Origin of the sequence: Streptomyces sp. NPDC019531 (assembly GCF_044903305.1) — a bacterium.
GTDB lineage: Bacteria > Actinomycetota > Actinomycetes > Streptomycetales > Streptomycetaceae > Streptomyces.
In genome coordinates this window covers 24,258-50,564 of record NZ_JBJDQL010000053.1, presented here as the reverse complement: position 1 = coordinate 50,564, position 26,307 = coordinate 24,258, and the positions used below count along the sequence as shown (strand labels likewise).

Here is a 26,307-nt window from a genome sequence, read left to right as displayed (position 1 = left end):
TGAACCAGCATCAGATTGGGCTGAGTGTGCGTCACCGTCCCCCAGGAGAGGGTCCCTCATCGTGCGTGCCCAGTCGCTGACGCTGGCCGCGGCAACCGCCGCCCTGCTCGCCCCGACGCTGTCCCCCGCCATGGGCCTCGCCGCCCGGACGGGGCCCGTGGCCCAGGGCGAGGGTGATGTCCGGGCCGCCGACCTGCTGGCCAGGGTGCGGGACTGCACCCCCGTCTCGTCGGGCCGCTACCGCAGGGACGAAGACATGCCCGCGACCATTCCGGTCTGTGGCACCAGGGACGCCGTGTTCTGGAAGGCCGACATGGACATCGACTGCGACGGCCGTCCCGGCCGCATCTGCAACCGCCGCACCGACCCGCTGTTCTCCGGCACCACCGCCTTCCAGCAGTCCGACGGCCGCTTTCTGAGTGCCGAACGCCTGCCGTACATCGTGGTCCCGACGCCGAGCGGGATCTGGAACCACCGGGACAACGGAGTGCGCGGCGGTGCGCTCGCGGCCGTCGTCCACGAGGACCGGGTGCAGTACGCGGTCGTCGGGGACGTCGGTCCGCAGAACATCATCGGCGAGGCCTCCTACGCCACCGCGAAGGGTCTCGGTATCCGTGCCGACCCGCGCGGCGGCGGCACGGACTCCGATGTCACCTACATCGTCTTCAAGGACACGCAGGTGACGCCGATCGAGGACCACGAGGCCGCCGTGACGTTCGGGGAGCAGCTGGCCCGCAAGTTCGTACAGGGCGGATGAGCCGCGAAGGGTGCGACTCGCTCGCCGGGGCGCACCCGTCCGGTCAGACGGCCGACCAGCCGTCGTCCACCGGCAGGACCACGCCGTTGATGTTGCTCGCCGCGTCCGAGGCGAGGAACACGATCGCGGCGGCCTGCTCCTCGGGCTGGGACACCCTGCCGAGGTTCACGAAGTGCGGACCGAGGGCCGCCGGACCGTGGGCGCCCGGCTCGGCGTCCACGACGATGCCCGTCGCCGTACCGCCCGGGGCGATGGCGTTGGTGCGGATGCCCTGCTTGCGGTACATCACCGCGAGGTTCTTCGTCAGACCCACCACGCCGTGCTTCGAGGCCGTGTAGGCGGCACCCGCCGCGCTGCCGCGCAGTCCGGCCTCGGACGCCGTGTTCACGATCGCGCCCCGGCCGGCCGCCAGCATGTGCGGGAGCACGGCCCGGGTGAGCAGGAAGGGCGCGGTCAGGTTGACCCGGAGGACGCGCTCCCACTCGGCGTCGCTGACGTCCGCGAGCGCCGACATCCGGTCCATGATCCCGGCGTTGTTCACCAGGACGTCCACTCCGCCGAAGCGCTCCACGGCGGTCCGGGTCACTTCGTCCACCGCGGCCTGCTCGCTGAGGTCGCCGGTCACCGCGACCGCGGTGCCGCCCGCGTCGTCGATCTCCTTGACGACCGTCTGCGCGCCCGCGGCGTTGAGGTCCGCGACCAGAACCCGGGCGCCCTGGGCGGCGAAGGCCAGGGCGGCCGCGCGCCCGATGCCCGAACCCGCTCCGGTGACGATGACGCTGCGTCCGTCGAATTCGCCGGCCATGTGGTGCTCCTGTCGATCAGTGCCTGGTGCCCGCGCGAGCGCTCCGCCCTGCGCTGTCGCCACCCTACGATTTATTGTCTGCGAGTGACATAAAATCTTGGTGGAGAATTTCCGGAAGCACGGACATGTGATCGCCGGAGCCGGAGGAACTGATGACCGCACCCCGCGGGCGCACGGGACGACCGCCCCTGACCGAGGAGCGCAAGGCCGAGATACGGCTGGAGATCGCCCGGGTCGCGGTGGAGCTGTTCGTCGCCCAGGGCGTGGCGGCCACCACCGGTGAACAGATCGGCCAGGCGGTCGGCGTCTCCGCGCGAACCGTCTGGCGCTATTTCCCGAGCAAGGAGAGCTGTGTCCGGCCGCTCTTCTCGGAGGGCATCGACAGGATCGCGGCCCTGCTGCGGGAGTGGGCGCCCGACCAGCCGCTGGAGCAGCTCTTCGACCGCACCCTGGCGACCGAGATCGGCATCCTCAGCGGGCCCGAGCGGGCCACGGTCGGCGACCTGGTGCGCCTGACCCGCACCGAACCCGGCTTGCGTGCCGTCTGGCTCCAGACGTACTACGAGGCCGAGCCGGCGTTCGCCCGCGCCCTGGCCGAGCGTGCCGGGCTTCCCGCCGACGGACTCGAACCGGCGATCCAGGCCGCCATGTTCAACGCGGCCCTGCGTGCGGCGGTGGAGCACCACGCCTGGCGCACCGCCGACACAGAGCGGGCGACGGCGGAGGCCGAACTGATGAAGACACTGCGCGCCGCCCTCGCCGTCGCGTCGGAGGGGGTCAGGTAGCGGCGGTCGGCGGGGATGGGCAGCCGTCCCCGCGACGGTGGTCCGTCACACCTTCCGGTAGCTGTACGCCTCCGCGGCGGCCGCCTCCACCGTGGTGAGGTCGGCTCCGGTGGCCGCCGTGACCGCCGCACCTTCGCCGTCGCGTCGGAGGGGGGCAGATAGCGGCGGCCGACTAGGAGGGGCAGCCGCCCCTGTGCCGGTGGCCCGTCACACCTTCCGGTAGCTGTACGCCTCCGCGGCGGCCGCCTCCACCGTCGTGAGGTCGGCTCCGGTGGCCGCCGTGACCACCGCGGCCACCGCCCCCTCGACGAAGGGGGCGTCCACCAGGCGTGTGCCGTCCGGGAGTTCGTCGCCCTCGGCCAGCAGCGCCTTGACGGTGAGCACCGCGCTGCCGAGGTCGGTCAGGACGGCGACCCCGGCACCCCGGTCCACGGAGGCGGCCGCGGCGGCGATCAGTTCCGAGCTCGTACCGAGCCCGCCGCCCTCGGTGCCGCCGGCCGGAGCGACCGGTACCTCCGTGCCGCCGCCCGCGAGCCCCTTCGCCAGCTCCGCGACGGACGCGGCGACCTCCGCGCTGTGCGACACCAGCACGATCCCGACCAGCTTCGCGTCACTCACCGGCGGCCTCCGCGAGAGCGGCGATCAGCAAGGAGGCCGACGTCGCGCCCGGGTCCTGGTGACCGATGCTGCGCTCGCCGAGATAGCTCGCCCTGCCCTTGCGGGCCTGCAACGGCGTGGTCGCCAGGGCCCCTTGCTCGGCGGCCGTCCGCGCGGCGGCGAACCCGGTATCGAGCGCGTCGACGGCCGGCACCAGTGTGTCGATCATGGTCTTGTCGCCCGGCGCGGCCCCGCCCAGCGTCATGACCGCCTCCACCCCCGCCCGCAACGCCTCGGTGAGCTGCTCCGCACTGACCTCGGCCGCCTCCCCGAGCGCCTTGCCGGTCCGTCGCAGCAGCGTTCCGTACAAGGGCCCGGAAGCGCCGCCGACCGTCGAGATGAGCTGCCGTCCGGCCAGGGTGAGGACCGCGCCCGGGGCGCCCGGGTCCTCCTTCTCCAGAGTGGCGGCCACCGCGGTGAACCCGCGCTGCAGATTGCTGCCGTGGTCGGCGTCCCCGATGGGGGAGTCGAGGGCGGTGAGCCGTTCCGCCTCGCGGTCGACGGAGGCGGCGGTCGCCGTCATCCAACGGCGGAAGAAGTCGGCGTCGAGCACTGGATCTCCTTGCGTGGTCGGTTCGTTGATCGCCTGCTCACACTCCCCAGCGCAGCCCCGGCGTCCTCACCGGCGCGTCCCACAGCCGCAGCAGCTCCTCGTCCACCTGGCACAGGGTGACCGAGGCGCCGGCCATGTCGAGCGAGGTGACGTAGTTGCCGACCAGGGTGCGGGCGACGGCGACCCCGCGGTCGGTGAGCACCCGCTGCACCTCGGCGTTGAAGCCGTACAGCTCAAGCAGCGGGGTGGCGCCCATGCCGTTGACCAGGACGAGCACGGGGTTGCGAGGGCTCATGTCGTCCAGGATCGCGTGCACGGAGAAGTCGGCGATCTCCCGCGAGGTCATCATCGACCGCCGCTCCCGGCCGGGCTCACCGTGGATGCCGACGCCCAGTTCCAGCTCGCCGGCCGGCAGGTCGAAGGTAGGGCTGCCTTTGGCGGGCGTGGTGCACGCGCTGAGCGCGACGCCGAAACTGCGGGAGTTCTCGTTGACCTGGCGGGCGATCGCCTCCACCCGCTCCAGCGGCTGCCCCTCCTCCGCCGCGGCACCCGCGATCTTCTCCACGAACAGGGTGGCCCCGGTACCGCGCCGACCGGCCGTGTAGAGGCTGTCGGTGACGGCCACGTCGTCATTGACGAGAACCTTGGCGACCTGGATGCCCTCGTCCTCGGCGAGTTCGGCCGCCATGTCGAAGTTGAGCACGTCACCCGTGTAGTTCTTCACGATGAACAGCACACCGGCCCCGCTGTCCACCGCGGCCGCGGCCCGGACCATCTGGTCGGGGACCGGAGACGTGAACACCTCGCCGGGGCAGGCCGCGGACAGCATGCCGGGTCCGACATAACCGCCGTGCAGCGGCTCATGCCCCGAGCCGCCACCGGAGACCAGGGCGACCTTCCCGGCGACGGGGGCGTCCCGCCGTACGATCACACGGTTGTCGACATCCACGGTCAACTCCGGATGGGCGGCCGCCATCCCGCGCAGCGCGTCCGCCACCACGGTTTCCGGAACGTTGATCAACATCTTCATGGGTACCTCCTGGTGGATGTACGTCGGCTCATGAGCTGCTCTCGGCAGTATCGACCTTGGGACAGTGAAGGTCACGCCCGGCGGATGGCGTTGCGGAGGCCGACCCGATACGGCGTCGGGGGCGAGCACCATCGTGAACACCGTTGATCGCCACCTCACCCGCCGCGTAGGTTCCGAGGTATGACGAACCTTCGGATCGGTGTCATGCACGACCGCGGCTGGGCGCCGGAGGGGCTGCCGGACTTCGCGCGGCAGGCCGAGGCGCTCGGGGTGGACGACCTGTGGGTCGTCGAGGACCTCGGCTGGAACGGCGGGGTGTCCGCGGCGGCCGTGGCGCTGGGCGCGACGCGGCGGCTGCGGGTGGGCATCGGGATCGCGCCCGCGCCGTTGCGGAGTCCGGCGTTGCTGGCGATGGAACTGGCCACTCTGGCAAGGGTGTTCCCGGGCCGGCTGGTGGCCGGGGTCGGGCACGGCGTGCGTGAGTGGATGGAGCAGGTGGGGGTGGCGCCGCAGTCGCCCCTGGCCCTCCTGGAGGAGACGATCACCGCGGTGCGCGCACTGCTGCGGGGCGAGAAGGTCGAACTGGAAGGCCGTGAAGTACGCCTGGACGGCGTCCAGTTGGTCCATCCTCCGGCGGAGGTCCCGCCCGTCGTCGCCGGTGTCGTCCGCCCCCGCTCCCTCGAACTCTCCGGCCGGGTCGCGGACGGCACCCTGATAGCCGAGGGTCACGGCCCACGCGACCTGGAGCACGCCCGTGCGCTCATCGCCAAGGGCGGCCCAGGCGCCGACCACACCCTGAACGTCTTCGCCTTCTGCCACGTCGGTGACGACCCCGCCCAGGTCGCCCACACCCTTCACCCCCACACCGAGGGCCACGGCGGCTGGCTCGGCCGCCCTCAGGAGGAGGTCTTCACCGTCTCGGGTACGGCGACGGAGGCCGCCGAGGACATCCACGCCCTGTCGGCGGCGGGCGCCGACACGGTCGTCCTCCGCGTCGTCGGCGCCGAACCACTGAGCCAGCTCGACGCCGTACTGAAGGCCTTCCGGCGCCATCGGGATTGATTCCGCTTCGCTGGAGACGCCGTCGTCACTCGGTGTGGCTCAAGGCCCATGCCCGTGTCATCCGTACCTCGGACGCTGAACTCGACGTACGGATGCCGGAACCGGGGGTCGGCTCGGCCCATCCCGCCTCGGAGCCGGCCTCGGACACGGGTGGGTGCTGACGCGGTCTCACACCGGTCCCGGAGGGACCAGTCTGCCGTGCGCGATGAGTGACGCGGCCTGCTTGAGACGGCGTACGCGGATGCTGACGCTGTAGGCATCGATGCCGGGGACGGCGGCCATGCGTGTGGTGAGGTAGCGGTAGAAGTCCTCCGCGTCACGGCAGGTGACGATGACCATGATGTTGTGGTCGCCGCTCATGGCGCCGGCGAAGGCCACCTCGTCATGGCCCGCCAACTCCTCGCCGACCCGGTGGAGATGGGCCGGGGCGACGCGCAGCCAGACGGTGGCGTTGAGGTGGTGGCCCAGGTGCTCGGGGAGCAGCTCGACGTCGTAGGAGAGAACGCCCGAGGACTCCAGGGCCTCAAGCCGGCGGGCGACGCGTGCCTTGGACCAGCCGGTGAGTTCGGCGAGCCGGGTGTGGGTGGTACGGCCGTCGTCGGCGAGGGCGTCGAGGAGCGGGGTGTCCTCGGCGGTGGGCGGGTCGTGCGGGCCGGTGGGCGCGGGCGGACGGTCCGCGGTGAGCAGGTCCACCTGGGCGGGGGTGAGATGGCCGCCGTATCCGCCCCACTCCGAGATGCCGTCGGTGCCGAAGGGGTGGATCAGCAGGTCGATGCTGACGTCCAGCACGGAGGCCGCCTTGGGCAGCTGCCGCAGCAGGATGTCGTCGCGGTGGGCGTCGACCGGTGAGTGGATCATGCAGATGATCTCCGAACCGCCGGAGGCGAGACCGAGGTAGGCGATGTCGGGCCTGCGGGTGAGGGCGTCCGCGAGCGGGGCGACCCGGTCGGGGCGGCAGCGGATGCGGGTGATCCAGCGCGCCAGCCCCTGCGCCTCCGGGTTGACCAGGCCCACCACCCGCATCACACCCTCGCGCCGCAGGGCCTGGTAGCGGCGGGCCGCGGTCTGCTCCGACACCCCGGCGACCTCACCGATGAGCCGGAAGGAAGCGCGGGGGGAGTAGTGCAGTGCGCGGAGGATTTTCCTGTTGATCTCGTCGGCCATGAGGGAAGTCTGGCAGGTGTGGGCGGTGGTGTGGAGGTTTGTATTCACTTGGGGCTGTGACGTTGGGGATCCGTACCGGCGTCGCCGATGCTGGAGCGCCCGAGAACCAGTGAACGACCGCGGCGCGCGTCGCCGTAGAGGAGAGTCCCCGTGAATGTCACGACCCCGGCAAGCGGGCCGGCCGACCGGCGGGCGGCCACGCTCGTCATGGCCTGCCTCGGCGTCTTCGTCGCCTATCTGCCGGTCACCACGGTCGCCGTCAGCCTGCCCGCCATCCAGTCGGCGCTGGACGCGACGACCGCCCAACTGTCATGGGTCCAGGACGCGTTCGTCCTTCCCATGGCGGCGTTCATCCTGACCGCCGGTGTCGTCGGTGACGTCCACGGGCGCAAGAAGGTGTTCCAGGCCGGTCTGCTCTTCTCCGCGACCGGCGCCGCCGTCGCGCTTTCCGCGCAGTCGGTGCAGGTGCTGTGGATCGGGCAGGCATTCGCCGGACTCGGTGCGGCCACGCTGCTGCCCACCACGCTCGCGCTGATCAGCCACGTGGTGCCCGACCACCGCGAGCGCGGCAGGTTCATCGGACTGTGGGCCGCCTCGCTCATGCTGGCGCTGGCCGTCGGCCCGATCGTCGCGGGAGTGATTCTCGACCACTTCTCCTGGCGATGGATCTACCTGCCGGCGATCCCTGTCTCCCTGCTCGCGACCGTCTTCGCCGCCCGGCTGCTGACCGACTCGCGCGCGCCCTTCGAGCGACGCCTCGACTGGCCCGGTCAGATCACCGCCACGATGGCGGTCACCGCACTGGTCTACGGCGTCATCGAGGGCGGAGCCGACTCCTTCGCCGCCCCGAAGGTGCTGGCCGCTCTGGCGGTGGCCGTAGTCGGCGGCGCCGCCTTCGTGCTCGCCGAGCGGCGCAGTGACAGTCCGATGCTCGACCTCGCGCTGTTCCGCAGCCCGGCCTTCACCGCCACCACGCTCGTGGCGATGATCACCTTCCTCGCGCTGATCGGCTTCTTCTTCCTGCTGAGCCTCTACTTCGGGATGGTGCAGCGGCTCGACACCCTGGAGGCGGGCTGGCGGCTGCTGGTGGTGACCGCGTGCGCCATCCTCGTCGGCGGACCCGTGGGTCGCCTCATGCACCGGATATCGGCACGCGTGCTGATCGCGGGCGGTCTGCTCGTCGTGTCCGCCTCGCTGTTCTCGCTGATCGGCGTCGACGCGGACACCTCCTTCCTGTCCCTCGCCTGGCGGCTGGCGCCGTTGGGGCTGGGCCTCGGCGCGGTCATGACCCCCATGACGGCGACGGCCGTGGCCTCCGTGCCGCACCACCTCGCCGGTATGGCCGCGGCGGGCAACAACGCCTTCCGGCAGGTCGGCGGCGCGCTCGGACCGGCAGTCCTGGGCGCGCTGCTGACCACCCGGGCACTGGACACCCTCCCCGGTCATCTCGCCGACGCCGGGGTGACCGGGGCGACGGGGGAACGGGCCGTCGCTGCAGCGGACCAGGGGGGCCTGGGCGCGGTGGCCGGGATCGACCTCGGGCCGGACACGGGGCGGGTCATGGGCGCCCTGGGCGAGGCCTTCCTGGACGGGCTGCGGCTGTGCCTGACGGTGGCCGGATCCCTCACACTGCTCGCCGCGGTCGTGGCGGTGGTGCTGCTGCGTCGGCCCCGTGGTGGGGCTGCCGGGGCCACGCAGGTCGCGGCGTCGAGCTCGGCGGCCGGTGCGATCACCGCCGGGGTGAGTACGGCGGTGGCCGGGAGCGAGGGGCGCCGGGAGGCCTGACAGACCTCAGTGACGAGCGGAGGTGGGCAGTCCACCGGGCTTCCCCGGGCTTCGGTCAACCAGGCAGCCCCAGGCTTCGGTCACCCGGACCCCCGGAGTTCCGATCCGTGGGATCCGGGGGTCGGACCGTCCGCCCGGCCCCTCCTCGACCCGCCGCACGCCACCCTCCGTTGGCCTCGCCGCCCTCTGGGTACCCGTACGCCATGATCACCCCCTTCCCGCCCCACGCGCTGCACGACTACGCGCTGCTGGCCGACGGCGAGCGCGGGGCGCTCATCGGGCCCGATGGCGTCGTCGGCTGGCTGTGCGCGCCCACCTGGCACGACGACGCGGTGTTCGCCGCGCTCGTCGGCGGGCGGGGCGGGTACGCCATCACCCCCAGGGGCCGGTGCGTCTTCGGTGGCTACTACGAGGAGGGCTCGCTGATCTGGCGCAGCCGCTGGGTCACCGACGGCGGAGTCGTCGAGTGCCGTGAGGCGCTGGCCTTTCCCGGCGACCCGGACAGGCTGGTACTGCTGCGGCAGCTGAGGGCGGTCGACGGGCCCGCCCGTCTGTCCGTCGTCCTGGACCCGCGCAGTGACTACGGCGCGGCCTCTCCCGACTCCGTCCGCCGCGGCGACGACGGGGTGTGGGAGCTACGGACCGGCAGGCACCGCCTGCGCTGGCAGGGCGCCGCACACGCCGTCGCCGACGAACGCGGCCTCACCGCCGACATCGAGCTCGAACCCGGCGAGCGACACGACCTCGTCCTGGAGTGCGCCGTAGCGCCACTGCCCGCCGAGCCGCCGCGGCCGGAGCGGGCCTGGGCGGCCACCGAGGCGGCCTGGCAGGAGACGGTTCCCGCGCTCGACCGCACGGTGGCCCCCGGTGACGCGCGGCGGGCGTACGCCGTCCTGCGCGGCCTCACCACACAGGGCGGCGGCATGGTCGCGGCGGCGACCACCAGCCTGCCCGAGCGGGCCGAGGAGGGCCGCAACTACGACTACCGGTACGTGTGGATCCGCGACCAGAGCTTCGCAGGACAGGCCGCGGCCGCCGTCGGGGCCCACGACCTGCTGGACGCGGCCGTCGGCTTCGTCACCGCACGCCTGCACGCTGACGGGGCACGCCTGGTGCCCGCCTACACCGTGCACGGCGATCCGGTTCCCGCCCAGCGCGACCTCGATCTGCCCGGCTATCCGGGCGGCTTCGACCGCGTCGGCAACCAGGTGGGAAACCAGTTCCAACTCGACTGCTTCGGCGAGGCGCTCCTGCTGCTGGCCGCCGCCGAACGCCACGGGCGGCTCGACGAGGGCCACTGGAAGGCCGTGGAGATCGCCGTACGGGCCGTCGCGGACCGGTGGCGTCAACCGGACGCGGGAATCTGGGAGTTGAAGGAACGGCACTGGACCCACAGCAGGCTCATCTGCGTCGCGGGCCTGCGTGCCGTGGCCGCCGCGGCGCCCCGCCACCCGCTCGCCGAGACCTGCACCGCCCTGGCCGACACGCTCCTCGACGCCGCCGAGCGGTCCTGTCTCCACCCCGACGGGCACTGGCAGCGCACCCCCGACGACCCGTCGGTGGACGCCGCCCTGCTGCTGCCCGGTGTACGTGGTGCGCTGCCCGCCGCCGATCCGCGCACCCGGGCCACCCTCGCCGCGTGCCGTCGGGAACTGGCCGACGACCACTTCCTCTATCGCTTCCGTCATGACGAGAGGCCGTTGGAGGAGGCGGAGGGTGCCTTCCTGCTGTGCGGGTTCGTCATGGCGCTCGCCGAGCACCAGCAGGGCCGGACCGTCGAGGCGTACCGCTGGTTCGAACGCAACCGCGGTGCCTGCGGGGCGTCCGGCCTGTACGCCGAGGAGTTCGACATCGCCCAGCGTCAGCTGCGCGGCAACCTCCCGCAGGCCTTCGTCCACGCACTGCTGCTGGAGACGGCCGCCCGGCTCGGTGAGTGACCGGGCGCCCGCCTCCAGCAGGCAGTACGTGGCAGGGGGGCCGTGGGCGTCAGCCGCGCCCCGGCCCACCGCTGCCGAACGAGCCGCTGCCGCCCTCGTTCCAACGAGGCCGTTCTCGCGGCGGGCCCGTCCGGGTCGGACTGTTGCCGTGGTTCGGCAGTTCGTGAGGGGTCAGCCGGGTCTCGCTCCTGGGCACCTCGTCGGGTTCCCGGTTCTCCCTGACCTCACGGACCGGACCGCTCTCCGGCAGCCTCGGCTGCTCCTCGGGCGTGGGCGGGGGCGACTCCCGGCGCCTGACGCGGGCGCCCAGCCAGAAGGCGCCGATCAGGACCGCCACGACCACCACACCCGCGACGATCACGCCGACCGCGAGGGCGCCCCGGCCCGCGGCCATGTTCATCCATTCGGTGTTCACGGCTTGGTTCATGCCACGCGAGTACCCCTGGCACCCGGGGTGAACCGAGCCGCCCCGGCGTCGCGAAAGTCAGGGTTTGGCCCTTCCGCGCACGGCTACCCGGCCGGTGTGACGACGACGACTTCCCAACAGGAGCTCTTCCGGTTTCTTGAGGACCGCTTCGCGTGTGCCCAGGCCTGCACCGAGTGTGCGCGGGCCTGCGCGCTGCGTGCGAGCCTGGTCGATCCGGACGGGACCGAGGAGCAGGAACTACTGCGCCGCAAGGGCATCATGTGCGCGGAGGTGTGCGACGCGACCTGCCGCGTGCTGTCCGAGGAGAACCATCTCGACGAGGCCGGCATCCGCGTCCAGCTGGAGTGGTGCCGCTCGGTCTGCCTGGAGTGCGCACAGGTCCTCGACCGGCACGACGGCAACGAGGACGCCGCCAAGGCGTGCCGTGAGTGCGCCCAGGCGTGCACGGACTTCATGGCGACCCTGGTCTGAAACAGCCCTCCCGCGCCCGACACGGACCCTCTCCTGACCGTTCCCAATTTCTGGAACACGTTCTACCGTGTGCGCCGTCAGGACCGGCCTGGGAGCCTGGAGGCGCCGTGCATCTCGACCACACCCCCGAGCAGCGACGGCTGCGCACCGAACTGCGCACCTACTTCGCGGAGCTGGTCCCCGACAACGCGCACGCCCTCCCCCACAGCCCGAAAGGCGTGGGAGGTGCCCCCATCACCGACCGGGACGCCCAGAAACGCTTCTACCGCGACACCATCCGCCGCCTCGGCACGGACGGCTGGCTCGGCGTGGGCTGGCCCAAGGAGTACGGCGGCCGCGGCCTGACCGCGATGGAACAGTTCATCTTCTTCGACGAGGCCGCCCAGGCAGGCGTACCGCTGCCGCTGATGGCCCTCAACACCGTCGGGCCGACGATCATGCAGTACGGCACCGAGGAACAGAAATCCTGGTTCCTGCCGCGCATCCTCTCCGGCGAGATCGACTTCGCGATCGGCTACAGCGAGCCCGACGCGGGCACCGACCTGGCCTCCTTGAAGACGCGCGCGGTGCGGGATGGCGACGAGTACGTCGTCAACGGCCACAAGATCTGGACCACCAACGGCGACACCGCCGACTGGGTCTGGCTCGCCGTCCGCACCGACCCGGACGCCCCGCCGCACAAGGGCATCACCATGCTCCTGATGCCGACCACCGACCCGGGCTACTCCTGCACCGTCATCAACACCCTCGCCTCGCACGACACCACGGCCAGCTACTACGAGAACGTCCGCGTCCCGGTCTCCCACCGGGTCGGCGCGGAGAACCAGGGCTGGCGGCTGATCACCAACCAGCTCAACCACGAGCGGGTCACCCTCGCCGCCCACGGCACCATGGCGATTCGCGCCCTGCGGAACGTGCAGCGCTGGGCGGGCGAGACCAAGCTCGCCGACGGCCGACGTGTGATCGACCTGCCCTGGGTGCGCCGCCGTCTCGCCCAGACCCACACCCGCCTCGACGCGCTCAAACTCCTCAACTGGCGGATGGTGAACGCCGTCCAGGACGGCACTCTCACCCCACAGGACGCCTCCGCCGTCAAGGTCTACGGCTCCGAGGCCCGCCGGGACGCCTACGCGTGGCTCATGGAGATCGTCGCGGCGGCCGGCGCGCTGAAGGAGGGCTCGGCCGGTGACGTCCTGCACGGTGAACTGGAACGCGGCTACCGCTCGGCGGTGATCTTCACCTTCGGCGGCGGAAACAACGAGATCCAGCGGGAGATCATCTCGTGGATCGGCCTGGGTATGCCGCGCGTACGGCGTTAGCCTGCCGACATGACCGGTGATCCGGGCTTGTTCGGTCCATCGTCCGTGACCTGGCAGATGCACGGCGACCCGATGATGTGGGTCGCCGGCGTCCGCGCGCTCTACCTCCAGGCACTGCATCCCCGTGCCGTGCGCGGAGTCATGCAGAACTCCGACTTCAGGCAGGACGCCTGGGGCCGGCTGATGCGCACCGCCAACTTCGTCGGCGCCACGACCTACGGCACCGCCGAGGCCGCCGAGAGGGCCGGTGCCCGGGTCCGGAAGATCCACACCATGCTCGGGGCGACCGACCCCGACACCGGCGAACGCTACGGAGTCGACGAACCCGAACTCCTGCTCTGGGTGCACTGCGCCGAGATCGACTCCTATCTCCAGGTCGCCCGCCGCTCCGGCTTCCGCCTCACCGACGAGCAGGCGGACCGCTACCTGGCCGAACACCGGGTCAGCGCCCGCCTGGTGGGCCTGGACCCGGACGCCGTACCGGCGAACCAGGCCGAGATGGCCGCCTACTTCGAGAAGGTGCGCCCCGAACTCGCCGCTACGCCCGAGGCCCGCGAAGTGGACGACTTCCTCCTCCGCCCGCCGACGCACCCCCTCCTCGTCCCGGCGCGCGAGGTGCTGTGGCGGCGCGTGGCGCACCTGGCATACGCCGCCCTGCCGCCGTACGCCCACGAGTTGTACGGCAGGAAAGCCCCCGAACCCACCACCGTCACCCGCCAGTTGCGCGCCACCGGCACCCTGCTGCGCTGTGTTCCCGCACGTCTGCGCTGGCAACTCCCGCCCAAACACATCCTCCGGGCCATGACACGGCTCGGCCCGGGCTCCCGGCCTGCCCCGTACAAACTCGGACGATAGGTCGCCATACTGGACGGGCCAGGGGAGGGCGGGGCGAACTTTTACGGGGGCGGTCGCAGCAGATGGGGGACAGCAGGCTCATCCAGGGGCGGTACCGACTGCTCGATCTGATCGGACGCGGGGGCATGGGCGAGGTGTGGCGGGCCCGCGACGAGTCGCTGGGCCGCCACGTCGCCGTGAAGTGCCTCAAGCCGCTGGGCGGGCAGCACGACCAGACGTTCACCCGGGTCCTTAGGGAGCGGTTCCGCCGCGAGGCGCGAGTGGCCGCGGCCCTCAGCCACCGCGGGGTGACCGTCGTCCATGACTTCGGCGAGTCCGACGGGGTGCTCTACCTCGTCATGGAGCTCCTGGACGGCCGCAACCTCAGCCAGCTCCTGGAGGACAACAAACAACACCCGCTGCCCGTCGCGGACGTCGTCGAGATCGCGGACCAGGTGGCCGCGGCGCTCGCCTACACCCACCGGCAGGGCATCGTGCACCGGGACCTCAAGCCCGCGAACATCGTCCGCCTCACCGACGGCACCGTGAAGATCTGCGACTTCGGCATCGCCCGCCTCGGCCACGACGTCGACTTCACCTCCCGGCTGACCGGCACCGGCATCGCCATGGGCACCCCGCACTACATGTCGCCGGAGCAGATAGGGGGTTCCGAGGTCGACCAGCGCAGCGACCTGTACTCCCTGGGATGCGTGCTGTACGAGATCGCCACCGGGGCACCGCCCTTCGACCTGGAGGACGCCTGGGCGATCCTCGTCGGTCACCGCGACACCCCGCCCCGGCCGCCGCGCAGCCACCGCGCCGAGCTCCCCGAGTACCTCGACAAGGTCATCCTCGACCTGCTGGCGAAACAGCCCGAACAACGCCCGCACGACGCCCGTGAGTTGGGCCGCCGGATCACTCTGGGCCGTACGACACCGGCGTATGTGCCCACCGTGGTGACGCCGCAGCCCGACTTCCGGAGGCAGGAGCTGCCCGACCCCGCCCGCCCCCAGGAGACCCGGCTGCCGTCCTGGACTCGCGGTATGACCACCGGCCACAAGGCGACCGGCGCGGGTCTCACCACCACACCCCCGGACGCGGGAGCCGGTCTCACCGGCGAGTGGATCGCCCGCTCCGCCACCGGCCGTACCGAGGCGCCCGTGCCGGACGAGCCGCCCGTGCCCTCCGCGCAGGCGGTCACCGCGCTCGCCGGACGGCACAACGCCGGGCTCAGCCTCGGGCGCCTGGGCCGCTGGGCCGAGGCCGGAGAGGTGCACCGCGCGGTCGCCGCCGAACGCGAACACCTGCTCGGCCCCGACCACCCGGACACGCTGGCCAGCCGCTACGAGGTCGCCTTCACCCTCAGCCGCACCGGCCGCGCCGCCGACGCCCTGCGCGAGTACAAACACGTGGCCGCGAGCAGAACCCGCGCCCTGGGCGCGGACCACCCCGACACCCTCGCCGCCCGCCAGGAAATGGCGTACGTACTGGGCCAGTTGGGCCGCCACTTCGACGCCCACCAGGTCTACAACTCGGTGCTCGCCGCCCGCGAGCGCGGCATGGGCCCCGACCACCCCGACACCCTGCGCTGCCGCCACAACCTCGCCTTCAACCTCAGCAGACTCGGCCGTCTGGAGGACTCGTACCGGATGGCCTGCGAGGTGGCCGCCGCCCGCGCCCGGGTACTCGGCCCGCACCACCCCGACACACTGGTCACCCGCTACGAAGTCGCCTACGCTCTCGGTCAGTTGGGCCGCTGGACAGAAGCCCTGCAGACGTACCACGAGGTCGCCGAGGCCCGAGCCCAGGCCCTCGGTCCCGACCATCCGGACACCCTCTCCGCCCGCTACGAGGTCGGCATCAGCCTGGGCCGCCTCGGCCGCAGCGCCGACGCGCTCCAGCTCTACCGCGACCTGATCGAGGACCGCACCCGCATCCAGGGCCCGGCCCATCCGGAGACGCTCCGCGCCCGCCACGGCCTCGGCGTCAACCTCGGCCGCCTCGGCCGCTGGGAGGAGGCCCTCGCCGAGTCCCGCGACGTGTGCGCGATCCGCGAGCGCGTCCTCGGTCCCGACCACCCGGACACCCTGGTCAGCCGCCGCGAGGTCGCCGTGGGCCTCGGCTGGCTGGGTCGCTGGGCGGACGCCCTCACCGAGTACCGACGGGTCGCCACCGCCCGCGAACGCGTCCTCGGCGCCGACCACCCCGACACCCTGGCCAGCCGCAACGACGAGGCCCACTGCCTGGAACAGCTCGGACGAGGCGCCGAGGCGGTGGAGCTCTACCGAAGGGTCGCGGTCCTGCGCCAACAGAGGGCGTCGGGCGCGCAGTGACCTGGGTGCCGTCCCCCCTCTGGCCGACCTGGATCACCCGTGTTACGAAGAACCATGCCTGCACTCGAGGGACGTCACCGCGGCTACGACGCCGTCATCGTCGGCGGGGGCCACAACGGACTGGTCGCCGCCGCTTATCTGGCCCGGGCCGGCCGGTCCGTGCTGGTGCTGGAGCGGCTCGGGAACACCGGCGGTGCCGCGGTCTCCACGCGGCCCTTCGCCGGGGTGGACGCACGGCTGTCGCGGTACTCGTATCTGGTCAGCCTGCTGCCCAGGAAGATCGTCCGGGATCTCGGCCTCGACTTCCGCGTCCGGACGCGGAACGTGTCGTCGTACACCCCCGTGGAACGCGACGGACGCCCCACCGGACTGCTCGTCGGCGGTGGTGAGCGGCGTACCAGGGAGGCCTTCGCCCGACTCACCGGCGGCGAGCTCGAGTACGCCGCCTGGCAGCGGTTCTACGACATGACGGGCCGGGTGGCCCAGCGGGTGTTCCCCACACTCACCGAGCCCCTGCCCACGCGTGACGAACTGCGGCTGCGGGTGGACGACGAGGAGGCATGGCGGGTCCTGTTCGAGGAGCCGATCGGGGTGGCCGTGGAGGACCGTTTCTCCGACGACCTGGTCCGGGGCGTGGTTCTGACCGACGCCCTCATCGGGACGTTCGCCGACGCCCACGACCCCTCGCTAGGCCAGAACCGCTGCTTCCTCTACCACGTGATCGGCGGCGGCACCGGAGCCTGGGACGTCCCCGTCGGCGGCATGGGTGCCCTCACCGACGCCCTGGCCAAAGCGGCACGGGACGCGGGCGCGGTCCTCGCCACCGGGCACGAGGCCGTGGGGATCTCCACGGACGGCCGATCGGCGGAGATCACGTACCGCACCGCCGACGGCGAGGGAGTGGTCGGCGCCCGGCACGTCCTCGTCAACGCCTCCCCGCAGGAACTCGCCGCTCTCACCGGCGACCGGCCGCCCGCCCCCGCCGAGGGTGCCCAGCTCAAGGTCAACATGCTCCTCAAGCGGCTCCCGCGGCTGCGCGACACCGAGGTCGATCCCCGCGAGGCGTTCTCCGGCACCTTCCACATCGCCGAGGGCTACCAACAGCTGGCCACCGCCCATGCCCAGGCCGACGCGGGACAACTCCCCACCGCCCCGCCCTCCGAGATCTACTGCCACTCGCTCACCGACCCGACCATCCTCGGCCCGGACCTCGTCGAGCAGGGCTACCAGACGCTCACCCTGTTCGGCCTGCACACCCCGGCCCGGCTCTTCGAACGGGACAACGACGCCGTACGCGACGCACTCCTCAAGTCGACCCTCGCCCAGCTCGACGCCCACCTCGCCGAGCCGCTGGCCGACTGCCTGGCCACCGACGCGGACGGCAGGCCCTGCATCGAGGCCAAGACCCCGCTCGACCTGGAGCGGGAGCTGCGGCTGCCCGGCGGCAACATCTTCCACCGCGAGCTGTCCTGGCCGTACGCCCAGGAGGACGCCGGGCGCTGGGGCGTGGAGACCCGGCACCCGAACGTGCTGCTGTGCGGGGCGGGCGCCGTGCGCGGCGGCGGGGTGAGCGGGGTGCCGGGGCACAACGCCGCGATGGCCGTGCTGGAAGAGCTGGGCGACTGACCGCCACGCGCGCGTGCCCGTTCACTCAGCCCCGGCTGCCACCGTCGACCTGGAGCAGGGCCCCGGTGACGTACGAGCGGACAGCGGCCTCCCAGTCGTCGACCTGAATCTGACGGAGCATCAGAAAAACTCTTCCGTCGTCCGGAGGACTGCGGCATCCTGCGCCCATGCAGACGGAGCTGAGCAAGAAACTGGGACTGGAGCACGCCGTCTTCGGCTTCACGCCGTTCCCCGCCGTCGCCGCGGCCATCAGCCGGGCCGGCGGCTTCGGAGTGCTCGGCGCGGTCCGCTACACGGCCCCCGACGAACTCAAACGCGACCTCGACTGGATCGAGGCCCATGTCGACGGCAAGCCCTACGGCCTGGACGTCGTCATGCCCGCCAAGAAGGTCGAGGGCGTCAGCGAGGCGGACGTCGAGGCCATGATCCCCGAGGGGCACCGGCAGTTCGTCAAGGACACCCTCGCCAAGTACGGGGTGCCCGAACTCGCCGAGGGCGAGGCCTCCGGGTGGCGCATCACGGGCTGGATGGAGCAGGTCGCCCGCAACCAGCTGGACGTCGCCTTCGACTACCCGATCCGGCTGCTCGCCAACGCCCTCGGCTCCCCGCCCGCCGACGTCGTGGACCGCGCCCACGAGCGGAACGTGCTCGTCGCCGCCCTCGCGGGCAGCGCCCGGCACGCCGTCAAGCACCAGGAGGCGGGCATCGACATCGTGGTGGCCCAGGGCTACGAGGCAGGCGGCCACACGGGTGACATCGCCTCCATGGTTCTCACCCCGGAGGTTGTCGACGCCGTGGACCCCCTGCCCGTACTTGCCGCGGGGGGCATCGGGAGCGGGCAGCAGGCGGCGGCCGCACTGGCACTCGGCGCCCAAGGTGTGTGGCTGGGCTCCATATGGCTGACCACCACAGAGGCCGAACTGCCCTCACCCAAGCTGATCGAGAAGCTCCTCGCCGCGGGCTCCGGCGACACCGTCCGCTCCCGCGCCCTGACCGGGAAACCCGCACGCCAGCTCCGTACCGAATGGACCGACGCCTGGGACTCCGCCGACGGGCCCGGCACCCTCCCCATGCCCTTGCAGGGACTGCTGGTCGCCGAGGCGGTCTCGCGCATCCAGAAGTACGAGGTCGAGCCCCTTCTCGGCACACCCGTCGGCCAGATCGTCGGCCGGATGACCAGCGAACGCAGCGTCCAGGCCGTCTTCGACGACCTCACCCGCGGCTTCGAGAAAGCCGTCGATCGCATCAACCGCATCGCCGGAAGGAGCGGCCAGTGACGAGCACACCTCCCGCGGGCTTCTGGGCCCAGGCCACCCAGGACCCCTCCAGGACGGTCCTCATCGCCCCCGACAGCTCGCCCTGGACCGCCGGCCGGCTGCACACCGCCGCCAACCAGCTCGTCCACGGCCTGCGCGCCGCCGGACTCGAACGCGGGGACGCCTTCGCGGTCGTCCTGCCCAACAGCGCGGAGTTCTTCACCGCGCACCTCGCCGCCAGCCAGGCCGGCTTCTACCTGGTCCCGATCAACCACCACTTCGTCGCCCCCGAGATCGCCTGGATCGTCGCCGACTCCGGTGCGAAGGTGCTGGTCGCTCACGAGCGGTTCGGGGACACCGCACGCCAGGCCGCCGACGAGGCCGGCCTCCCCGCGACCCACCGGTACGCCGTCGGCGAGGTCGGCGGATTCCGGCCGTATGCCGAACTCCTCGACGGACAACCGGAGTCGGCGCCCGCGGACCGTGAGCTCGGCTGGGTCATGAACTACACCTCGGGCACGACGGGCCGCCCGCGCGGAATCCGCCGGCCCCTGCCCGGCAAGCTGCCGGAGGAGGCGTATCTCGGCGGCTTCCTCGGCATCTTCGGCATCCGGCCCTTCGGCGACAACGTCCACCTCGTCTGCTCGCCGCTCTACCACACGGCCGTCCTGCAGTTCGCCGCCGCGTCCCTGCACATCGGTCACCGGCTGGTCCTGATGGACAAGTGGACGCCCGAGGAGATGCTGCGGCTGATCGACGCCCACGGATGCACCCACACCCATATGGTCCCGACCCAGTTCCACCGCCTGCTGGCCCTGCCTGAAGAGGTCCGGGCGCGCTACGACGTCTCGTCCATGCGGCACGCCATCCACGGCGCCGCTCCCTGCCCCGACCACGTCAAGCGGGCGATGCTCGACTGGTGGGGCCCCTGTGTGGAGGAGTACTACGCGGCCAGCGAGGGCGGCGGAGCCTTCGCGACCGCCGAGGACTGGCTGAAGAAGCCCGGCACGGTCGGCAAGGCCTGGCCCATCAGCGAGCTCGCGATCTTCGACGACGACGGCAACCGGCTGCCGCCCGGTGAACTCGGCACCGTGTACCTGAAGATGAACACCGGCGGCTTCGCCTACCACAAGGACGAGGCCAAGACGAAGAAGAACCGCATCGGCGACTTCTTCACCGTCGGCGACCTCGGCCTCCTCGACGAGGACGGCTATCTCTTCCTCCGCGACCGCAAGATCGACATGATCATCTCGGGCGGCGTCAACATCTACCCCGCCGAGATCGAGTCCGTCCTGCTCCAGCACCCCGCCGTCGCCGACGCCGCCGCCTTCGGCATCCCGCACGACGACTGGGGCGAGGAGGTCAAGGCCGTGGTGGAACCGGCCCCGGGCCACACACCCGGGCCGGACCTGGCCGCCGACCTCCTCGCCCACTGCGCCGCGCAACTCGCGGGCTACAAACGCCCGAAGAGCGTCGACTTCATCACCGAGATGCCCCGCGATCCCAACGGCAAGCTGTACAAGCGACGCCTTCGGGATCCGTACTGGGAGGGACGCTCACGGCCGGTGTGAGCATCAGGAACGGACCCGGACGACCCTCAGCGCCGGCGACGACAGGATGTCCTTCTCGCAGAAGCGGGACGTCACCCACTTCTCCGCCGAGAACAGCCGCGTCTGGTCGCTGAAGTGCGGCGAGTTCGGGTCCGAGGACTGGGAGTACGTCAGCAGGGTCCGGGCCACCGGGCAGCGGCCGCCGTCCCAGCCCACCGCCTGGATGTAGCTGGACCCGGTCGACACCTCCGTGTATCCGCCGCCGGCAGGGTCCCACACCGGCTCGACCTTGTTCCACACGCCCAGCGACTCCGTGCCGCCCGGAACGGAGATGCGCTTTCCGTTCCGTACGACGAACTGGTGCTCGCCGAGCCGGGAGTCCAGCGGGATGCCCGCCGCCCTCAGCTCGGCGACGGTGTCCGCGAGGGCCGTCGCGAAGACCGGCGCGTCCGTGTTGAGCGCGTTCGGGGTGCCCACCGGGTCGGCCGCCGAGAACGGCACCTTCCACAGCTGGGCCGTGGGCAGCTTGCGCCACAGCCGGTCTAAGAGCAGCGCGCCCCGGCTGCCGGTGTCCGCAGAGTGGTCCCAGGCCGCGAGCACCCCGCAGGCCTCCCCGACGTCAACGGCCTTGCCGTCACTGCCCGTTGCCATGCCACCGGGCAGGGCGGCACACGCCTTCGCCGCGTCGGCCGCCACCAGGTCGCCCGCGGGCACCCGGTTGGCGAACTGCTGCGCCTGAAGGTCTCGTACGGTCAACCGCCCGCGCGCCGCCATCGCGGACACGTCCTCCAGAGCACCACGGGTGCGCATCGAGCGCTGAGTGCCCACGGTGCCGAAGACCCGCTCGTACCCGGTCAGCGGATGATCCGCATTGGCCAGCCAGGCGCTGTCGTTGGAGTTCTCCGCGTACGGAGCGTCCTTGAGGACCGGCATCTTCGACGGCCCGAAGATCCCCGGCTGTACGGCGTCCGGATCACTGCCCAGCGCGCAGTCGCCGCGCGAGCCGTCGAGGATCGCCACCCCCGAGGCGGGGTAGGTGACCTTGCCCAGGGGAGTGGAGCAGCGCTGTGCCAGCGCGTCGGTGATCCGGGGGAGCACCTGGGACTGCGTGAACAGGGTGTGCCCCCGCGAGTCGGCGGCGATCGTGTTGACCCACGGCAGGCCCTGTGTCCGCTTCAAAGTGTCGAGCACGTCGTCCGTGCCGCGGGCCTTGCTGAAGCCGAGCGCGGTGTCGGAGGCGCGCAGGTTGGCGGCGTTCGGGTCGTTGACGGCATACGCCGTGGTGGCCGTCCAGGGAAGCGGCAGCGCGGCACCGAGTGAGGTGACCACCGGGCCGTACCGTGTCCACCACTGGGTTCGCGTGACCGGTTGGCCGTCCTGCACGGCGACGGTGACCTTGCGTTCGGTCATGTGCTCCGCCTTGCCGTCCACCAGGTAGGTGGTCGGGTCGCCCGGGTCCAGGGTCAGCTGGTGCAGGTTGAGGGTGACGCCGGTGGCCACGGTGTGGCTCCAGGCCACCTGTGCGTTGTGGCCTATGGAGATCGTCGCCGAACCGAGCAACGACCCGCCGGAGATGTTCAGTTCGCCGGGGATGGTCTGCTGCGACTGCCAGAAGCGGCGGCCGCCCTGCCAGGGGTAGTGCGGGTTGCCCAGGAGGAGCCCGCGGCCGTTGGCCGTCGTGGCCCCGCTGAACGCCACGGCGTTGGAGCCCATGTCGGCGGAGTCGGTGGCGAAGAGCTCACGGGCGGCGCGGGCGGTGCCCTGGGCGTCGGGCGCGCCTGCCCCGGCCGTCGTCGAGGTGGGTGGCTGCGCGGCCGTGATGCCGTCCACGGCCCGGCCCTGACCGCCGAGCACCGCCAGCGCGTAGTTGCGCGCGGCCACGTCCTGGACCGTCACCGGACGCACCCAGGCGGCTCCCTTGCACGCCGGGTCGGTGATCCGGTTCTTCTTCAGCCAGGCGTTGTAGCCCGCCGTGAAGCCCCGCATGAGCTCCTTGACGTCCCGGCTCGGACCGAGCGGCGCCGGCGTGGCCATGAGCTTCTCCACCGTGCCCGCCTCCCGCACCCCGCGGAAGTACAGGTCACTGGAGAGGTTCTTCGTGGCCGAGGAGAGCGCGGAGTCGGAGGCCGCGTCGGCCCCGAAGAACCGCGCACGCTCACCGCGCACGGTCACGAAACCGTCGGCGAGCGTGCACACCTGGTCGGAGGCCTGCGCCCACCCGGTGCCGAAGCCCAGGTCCGCGTAATCCTTCGCGAGGATGTGCGGGATGCCGTACTCGGTGTAGCGGATGGTGGCGGACAGACCGCCGTGGGACGGATGTTGCTGTCGGTCCTGGTACTGCGCCGCTGCGGCCGGCAGCACGCCGGTGGCGGTGAACAGGGCCACGGCCGCGACGACGGTGCGTCTGGTGCGGGTGCGCATCGTGCCTCCCAACATCATTGAGGGAAGGGGCGGTTGAGCGTACCGGTAGGTTGTTGCGTATGACGCCTGGACACGGCAGTACGGTTGACGGGGTGCTGCGGCGCAGCGCCCGGCGCACCCCCGCGCGCGTCGCGGTGGAGTACGGCGAGCGCTCATGGACGTACGAGGAACTCGACGACGCCGTGTCGCGTGCGGCGAACCTGCTCCTCGGCCAGGGCCTCGACCGCGGTGACCGGGTGGGCGCCTACGGCCACAACTCGGACGCGTATCTGATCGGCTTCCTCGCCTGCGCCCGCGCCGGGCTGGTGCACGTCCCGGTCAACCAGAATCTCACCGGCGACGATCTCGCCTACATCGTCGGCCAGTCGGGCAGCACACTCGTCCTCGCCGATCCCGGCCTCGCGGACCGACTCCCGGACGGCGTACGCACGTTGCCCCTGCGGGACGCCGACGACTCACTGCTGGCACACCTGGACGCGACAGAGCCGTACGACGGCCCCGAGCCGCGCACCGACGACCTCGTCCAACTGCTGTACACCTCCGGGACGACGGCCCTGCCCAAGGGCGCGATGATGACCCACCGCGCCCTGGTGCACGAGTACCTGAGTGCGATCACGGCCTGCGATCTGAGCGCGGGCGACCGGCCCGTGCACTCGCTGCCGCTGTACCACTCCGCGCAGATGCACGTCTTCCTGCTGCCCTACCTGGCGGTCGGCGCGACCAACGTCATCCTCGACGCGCCCGACGGCGACCGCCTCTTCGACCTGATCGAAGAAGGCCGCGCGGACAGCCTGTTCGCCCCGCCCACCGTGTGGATCGGCCTGTCCAACCGCCCCGACTTCGCCACCCGCGACCTCAGCGGACTGCGCAAGGCGTACTACGGCGCCTCGATCATGCCGGTGCCCGTCCTTGAACGACTGCGCGAGCGTCTGCCGAAGCTGGCCTTCTACAACTGCTTCGGGCAGAGCGAGATCGGTCCGCTGGCCACGGTCCTCGCGCCCGACGAGCACAAGGGGCGGATGGACTCCTGCGGCCGGACCGTCCTGTTCGTCGACGCGCGGGTCGTCGACGAGGGGGGCAAGGACGTGCCCGACGGCACGCCCGGCGAAATCGTCTACAGGTCACCGCAGTTGTGCGAGGGCTACTGGGACAAGCCCGAGGAGACGGAAGCGGCCTTCCGGGACGGCTGGTTCCACTCCGGAGACCTCGCGGTGCGGGACGCGCACGGCTACTTCACGATCGTCGACCGGGTCAAGGACGTCATCAACTCCGGTGGTGTGCTGGTCGCTTCACGCCAGGTCGAGGACGCCCTGTACACGCACGAGGCCGTCGCCGAGGTCGCCGTGATCGGCCTGCCCGACGAGCGGTGGATCGAGGCCGTCACGGCGGTCGTCGTCCCGCGCGGCGAGGTCACCGAGGCCGAACTCCTCGACCACGCACGCGAGAAGCTCGCCCACTTCAAGGCACCTAAGCGGGTGCTGTTCGTGGACGAGCTGCCGCGGAACGCGAGCGGGAAGATCCTGAAGCGGGAGCTGAGGGACCGGTTCGCCGACTAGCGGGTCGCGCGTGCGGCCCTGGCCGGGCCGACCGCACTGCCGCGGTTCACTTCGCGAACGCCGTCATGAAGCGGTCCCGGAACTTGTCCATGCCCCACTCAGGCGCGTTGTCGGCGGGCTTGAGGCCCTCGGTCCAGTTCCAGTCGGCGACCCGGTCAAGGACCTTCGGGTCCTTGGCGACGATCGTGATCGGCACGTCCTTGCTGGTGGAGCCCTTGGTGACCGTCGGGACGGGCTGGTGGTCGCCGAGGAAGACGAGGACCGTGTTCTCGTCGCCATAGCGCTGCATCCACTGGGTCAGACTGTCCACGGAGTACTGGATGGCCTTGCGGTACTCGGTGCGCACCCGCTCCTGGCTCTTCCAGACCTCGGTCGGGTCGGTGCCCTCCTTCTTGATCTGCTCGAAGATCGACCCGTCCCCGAGGTCGTCCCAGTCGATGGTGTGGGCGATCGGCGACCAGGGGTTGTGGCTGGAGGCCAGGATGATCTCCGCCATGATCGGGTCACGGTTCTTCTTGCCGTGCTCCAGCTTCTGGAAGGCCTCCAGGCTGAACTGGTCCGGCACCGGCGTCCAGCTGAAGTAGGGGCCCTTGTAGCCGAGGTGCGTGGAGTCGTAGATGTGGTCGAGGCCGAAGTACTTGCCCTCCGGCCAGGACTTCCGCACACCTGGCACGATGCCGACCGTGCGCCAGTCACCCGTCTTCTGGAAGTAGCTGGTGAGGGTCGCGCGGTCACTGCTGGTGAGGTTCAGGTACCGCTGCTGGTTCTTGACCCACAGGCCGGACAGGAACGTCGAGTGGGCCATCCAGCTGCCGGCGCCCGTCACCGGGGACGTCAGCCAGCCGCTGCGCGAGGCGAAGCCGGCCGCCTTGAGCCGCGCGTCGCCCTCCTTGAGCGTCGCGTCGATCTCCGGTGCCATCGCCGGATCGTCGATCGCCACCCGGCCGTAGCTCTCGATGAACGTGAACAGCACGTCCTTGCCGCGCAGTCCGGTCAGGAGCTGGTCGGGAGGGGTGGCGGCGAAGGCGTCGACGGCGGACTCCTTCTCGAAGACCTTGGCGTCCCCGAGGCCGTTGCGCACGTGCTGCACGCGGTTGGCGAGGAACTCGGTGTTGCCCTTGGTGGCGAAGGAGACCCCGCCGAACTGGACGCCGAGCGTGAAGCACGTGACCCACACGGTTCCGAGGACGAGTGTGGTGCGAACCGCCACGGGACGGTGCCGGGACATGAGGTTCGTCAGACGCAGCACCGCGAGCGTGCACAGCGCGAGGACCGCGACGATCAGGACGATCACCCCGGTGATCGCGAGCACCTCGCCCGTGCGGCCGAACGACTCCCTGAGCCAGTCCGTCGCGTTGCCCAGCATGATCCAGTCGAAGACCAGGTCGAACGGCCGGGCCAGGGTCTGGTAAAAGCCCATGTCCAGGAACTTCAGGAGGGTGAACAGACCGAGGAACATCCCGAAGAGGACCGCCGCGATCCGGCGTGCCTTCGGCGGCAGCACGAGAAGGACGGCCGCGAGGACGATCGCCTCGACGGGGAGCCGGAAGAACGACCGGAGGTTCATGTGGTCGAGTCGGTTCGGGAAGAGCAGCACGAGCAGCACCAACACCCCGGCCAGCACGCTGGTCCCGACGGACACACCACGGGCCGTACGGGGGTAGCGGCGGCGCCAGCCGAACCAGCCGGGGCGCGGGGAGGCGGGTGAGTCGTCGGAGGAACCGGGCTCGTCACCGGCCCCGGAGGTCTCCGCGTCCTCGGTGGCCCGGGGGAGCTCCGTGTCCTCGGTGAACTCGGCCGCCCCGGAGTCCTCTACGACCTCCTCCGTCACCTCTTCCCCCGTCGCACCCCCACCATCCGCCTCCGCCTCGCCCCCAGCGGTACCGGGCAGTTGACGAGAGCGAGTGAAGAGCGACACTCGGTGGTCCTTCCGTGCGGTCTTGCGATGGCGTGCGGTCCTGCCTCGACGGCATGACGAA

General features: G+C 71.4%; 21 protein-coding genes. 13 read left to right on the top strand and 8 right to left on the bottom strand.

Translation table 11 applies throughout. The annotated features are described in order from the left end of the window. Positions 1-61 precede the first annotated feature (61 nt). Positions 62-757, top strand: a complete 696-nt coding sequence (locus tag ACI2L1_RS39005) for a glycoside hydrolase family 75 protein (protein ID WP_404744192.1) — start codon at positions 62-64, stop codon at positions 755-757. A gap of 43 nt (positions 758-800) precedes the next feature. Here the strand turns inward: ACI2L1_RS39005 and ACI2L1_RS39000 are convergent, their stop codons facing one another. Further along, the gene (locus tag ACI2L1_RS39000) at positions 801-1,562 is read right to left on the bottom strand and encodes an SDR family NAD(P)-dependent oxidoreductase (RefSeq protein ID WP_404744191.1); all 762 of its coding nucleotides are present in this window, start codon (positions 1,560-1,562) and stop codon (positions 801-803) included. Between the two features lie 152 nt (positions 1,563-1,714). Here ACI2L1_RS39000 and ACI2L1_RS38995 point away from each other — a divergent pair, with 152 nt between their 5' ends. Further along, the gene (locus ACI2L1_RS38995) at positions 1,715-2,347 is read left to right on the top strand and encodes a TetR/AcrR family transcriptional regulator (RefSeq protein WP_404744190.1); all 633 of its coding nucleotides are present in this window, start codon (positions 1,715-1,717) and stop codon (positions 2,345-2,347) included. A gap of 207 nt (positions 2,348-2,554) precedes the next feature. Here ACI2L1_RS38995 and ACI2L1_RS38990 read toward each other — a convergent pair whose 3' ends face one another. The 3 genes from ACI2L1_RS38990 to dhaK are packed head-to-tail and all read right to left on the bottom strand — an operon-like array spanning position 2,555 to position 4,587. After that, positions 2,555-2,965 (bottom strand): PTS-dependent dihydroxyacetone kinase phosphotransferase subunit DhaM, encoded by a 411-nt coding sequence (locus ACI2L1_RS38990; RefSeq protein ID WP_404744189.1) that lies wholly within the window; start codon positions 2,963-2,965, stop codon positions 2,555-2,557. Continuing rightward, positions 2,958-3,557, bottom strand: coding sequence for a dihydroxyacetone kinase subunit DhaL (gene dhaL, locus ACI2L1_RS38985; protein WP_404744188.1), 600 nt, complete (start codon positions 3,555-3,557; stop codon positions 2,958-2,960). The genes ACI2L1_RS38990 and dhaL overlap by 8 nt, the downstream gene beginning before the upstream one ends. 37 nt (positions 3,558-3,594) lie before the next feature. Continuing rightward, positions 3,595-4,587 (bottom strand): dihydroxyacetone kinase subunit DhaK, encoded by a 993-nt coding sequence (gene dhaK / locus ACI2L1_RS38980; protein ID WP_404744187.1) that lies wholly within the window; start codon positions 4,585-4,587, stop codon positions 3,595-3,597. Positions 4,588-4,767: 180 nt separating this feature from the next. Here dhaK and ACI2L1_RS38975 point away from each other — a divergent pair, with 180 nt between their 5' ends. Beyond that, the gene (locus ACI2L1_RS38975; protein WP_404744186.1) at positions 4,768-5,649 is read left to right on the top strand and encodes an LLM class flavin-dependent oxidoreductase; all 882 of its coding nucleotides are present in this window, start codon (positions 4,768-4,770) and stop codon (positions 5,647-5,649) included. 168 nt (positions 5,650-5,817) lie between these two features. On the opposite strand, the gene ACI2L1_RS38970 is transcribed toward ACI2L1_RS38975, so the two are convergent. Next, the gene (locus tag ACI2L1_RS38970) at positions 5,818-6,813 is read right to left on the bottom strand and encodes an Lrp/AsnC family transcriptional regulator (RefSeq protein ID WP_404744185.1); all 996 of its coding nucleotides are present in this window, start codon (positions 6,811-6,813) and stop codon (positions 5,818-5,820) included. 150 nt (positions 6,814-6,963) lie between these two features. Between ACI2L1_RS38970 and ACI2L1_RS38965 the strand changes: the two genes are divergently transcribed. Both ACI2L1_RS38965 and ACI2L1_RS38960 read left to right on the top strand, forming a co-directional pair. Then, positions 6,964-8,598: an MFS transporter gene (locus ACI2L1_RS38965; RefSeq protein ID WP_404744184.1), complete on the top strand. Its 1,635-nt coding sequence runs from the start codon at positions 6,964-6,966 to the stop codon at positions 8,596-8,598. A 203-nt stretch (positions 8,599-8,801) separates the two neighbouring features. Continuing rightward, entirely contained in the window at positions 8,802-10,535 is a 1,734-nt protein-coding gene (locus ACI2L1_RS38960) for a glycoside hydrolase family 15 protein (RefSeq protein ID WP_404744183.1), read from the top strand. 49 nt (positions 10,536-10,584) lie between these two features. Here ACI2L1_RS38960 and ACI2L1_RS38955 read toward each other — a convergent pair whose 3' ends face one another. Next, positions 10,585-10,962 (bottom strand): DUF6479 family protein, encoded by a 378-nt coding sequence (locus ACI2L1_RS38955; RefSeq protein WP_404744182.1) that lies wholly within the window; start codon positions 10,960-10,962, stop codon positions 10,585-10,587. A gap of 96 nt (positions 10,963-11,058) precedes the next feature. Between ACI2L1_RS38955 and ACI2L1_RS38950 the strand changes: the two genes are divergently transcribed. The 7 genes from ACI2L1_RS38950 to ACI2L1_RS38920 all read left to right on the top strand — a co-directional run bounded on the left by ACI2L1_RS38950 (position 11,059) and on the right by ACI2L1_RS38920 (position 20,372). Continuing rightward, positions 11,059-11,433 (top strand): ferredoxin, encoded by a 375-nt coding sequence (locus ACI2L1_RS38950; protein ID WP_404744181.1) that lies wholly within the window; start codon positions 11,059-11,061, stop codon positions 11,431-11,433. Positions 11,434-11,540: 107 nt separating this feature from the next. After that, on the top strand, positions 11,541-12,752 hold the full coding sequence (locus ACI2L1_RS38945; protein ID WP_404744180.1) for an acyl-CoA dehydrogenase family protein: 1,212 nt from the start codon (positions 11,541-11,543) through the stop codon (positions 12,750-12,752). Positions 12,753-12,761: 9 nt separating this feature from the next. Next, positions 12,762-13,607, top strand: a complete 846-nt coding sequence (locus ACI2L1_RS38940; protein ID WP_404744179.1) for an oxygenase MpaB family protein — start codon at positions 12,762-12,764, stop codon at positions 13,605-13,607. 62 nt (positions 13,608-13,669) lie between these two features. Beyond that, positions 13,670-15,919 (top strand): tetratricopeptide repeat protein, encoded by a 2,250-nt coding sequence (locus ACI2L1_RS38935; protein ID WP_404744178.1) that lies wholly within the window; start codon positions 13,670-13,672, stop codon positions 15,917-15,919. A 54-nt stretch (positions 15,920-15,973) separates the two neighbouring features. Then, complete coding sequence (locus tag ACI2L1_RS38930; protein ID WP_404744177.1) at positions 15,974-17,545, top strand: phytoene desaturase family protein; 1,572 nt, start codon at positions 15,974-15,976, stop codon at positions 17,543-17,545. Between the two features lie 167 nt (positions 17,546-17,712). Next, positions 17,713-18,822, top strand: coding sequence for a nitronate monooxygenase (locus tag ACI2L1_RS38925; protein ID WP_404744176.1), 1,110 nt, complete (start codon positions 17,713-17,715; stop codon positions 18,820-18,822). After that, positions 18,819-20,372: an acyl-CoA synthetase gene (locus ACI2L1_RS38920; RefSeq protein ID WP_404744175.1), complete on the top strand. Its 1,554-nt coding sequence runs from the start codon at positions 18,819-18,821 to the stop codon at positions 20,370-20,372. Before ACI2L1_RS38925 ends, ACI2L1_RS38920 begins: the two co-directional genes overlap by 4 nt. 3 nt (positions 20,373-20,375) lie before the next feature. Here the strand turns inward: ACI2L1_RS38920 and ACI2L1_RS38915 are convergent, their stop codons facing one another. Further along, positions 20,376-22,772, bottom strand: a complete 2,397-nt coding sequence (locus ACI2L1_RS38915; protein ID WP_404744174.1) for a penicillin acylase family protein — start codon at positions 22,770-22,772, stop codon at positions 20,376-20,378. A gap of 59 nt (positions 22,773-22,831) precedes the next feature. Between ACI2L1_RS38915 and ACI2L1_RS38910 the strand changes: the two genes are divergently transcribed. Beyond that, on the top strand, positions 22,832-24,328 hold the full coding sequence (locus tag ACI2L1_RS38910) for an acyl-CoA synthetase (RefSeq protein WP_404744173.1): 1,497 nt from the start codon (positions 22,832-22,834) through the stop codon (positions 24,326-24,328). 46 nt (positions 24,329-24,374) lie between these two features. On the opposite strand, the gene ACI2L1_RS38905 is transcribed toward ACI2L1_RS38910, so the two are convergent. After that, complete coding sequence (locus ACI2L1_RS38905; RefSeq protein WP_404744172.1) at positions 24,375-26,246, bottom strand: sulfatase; 1,872 nt, start codon at positions 26,244-26,246, stop codon at positions 24,375-24,377. Between the last annotated feature and the right edge of the window lie 61 nt (positions 26,247-26,307).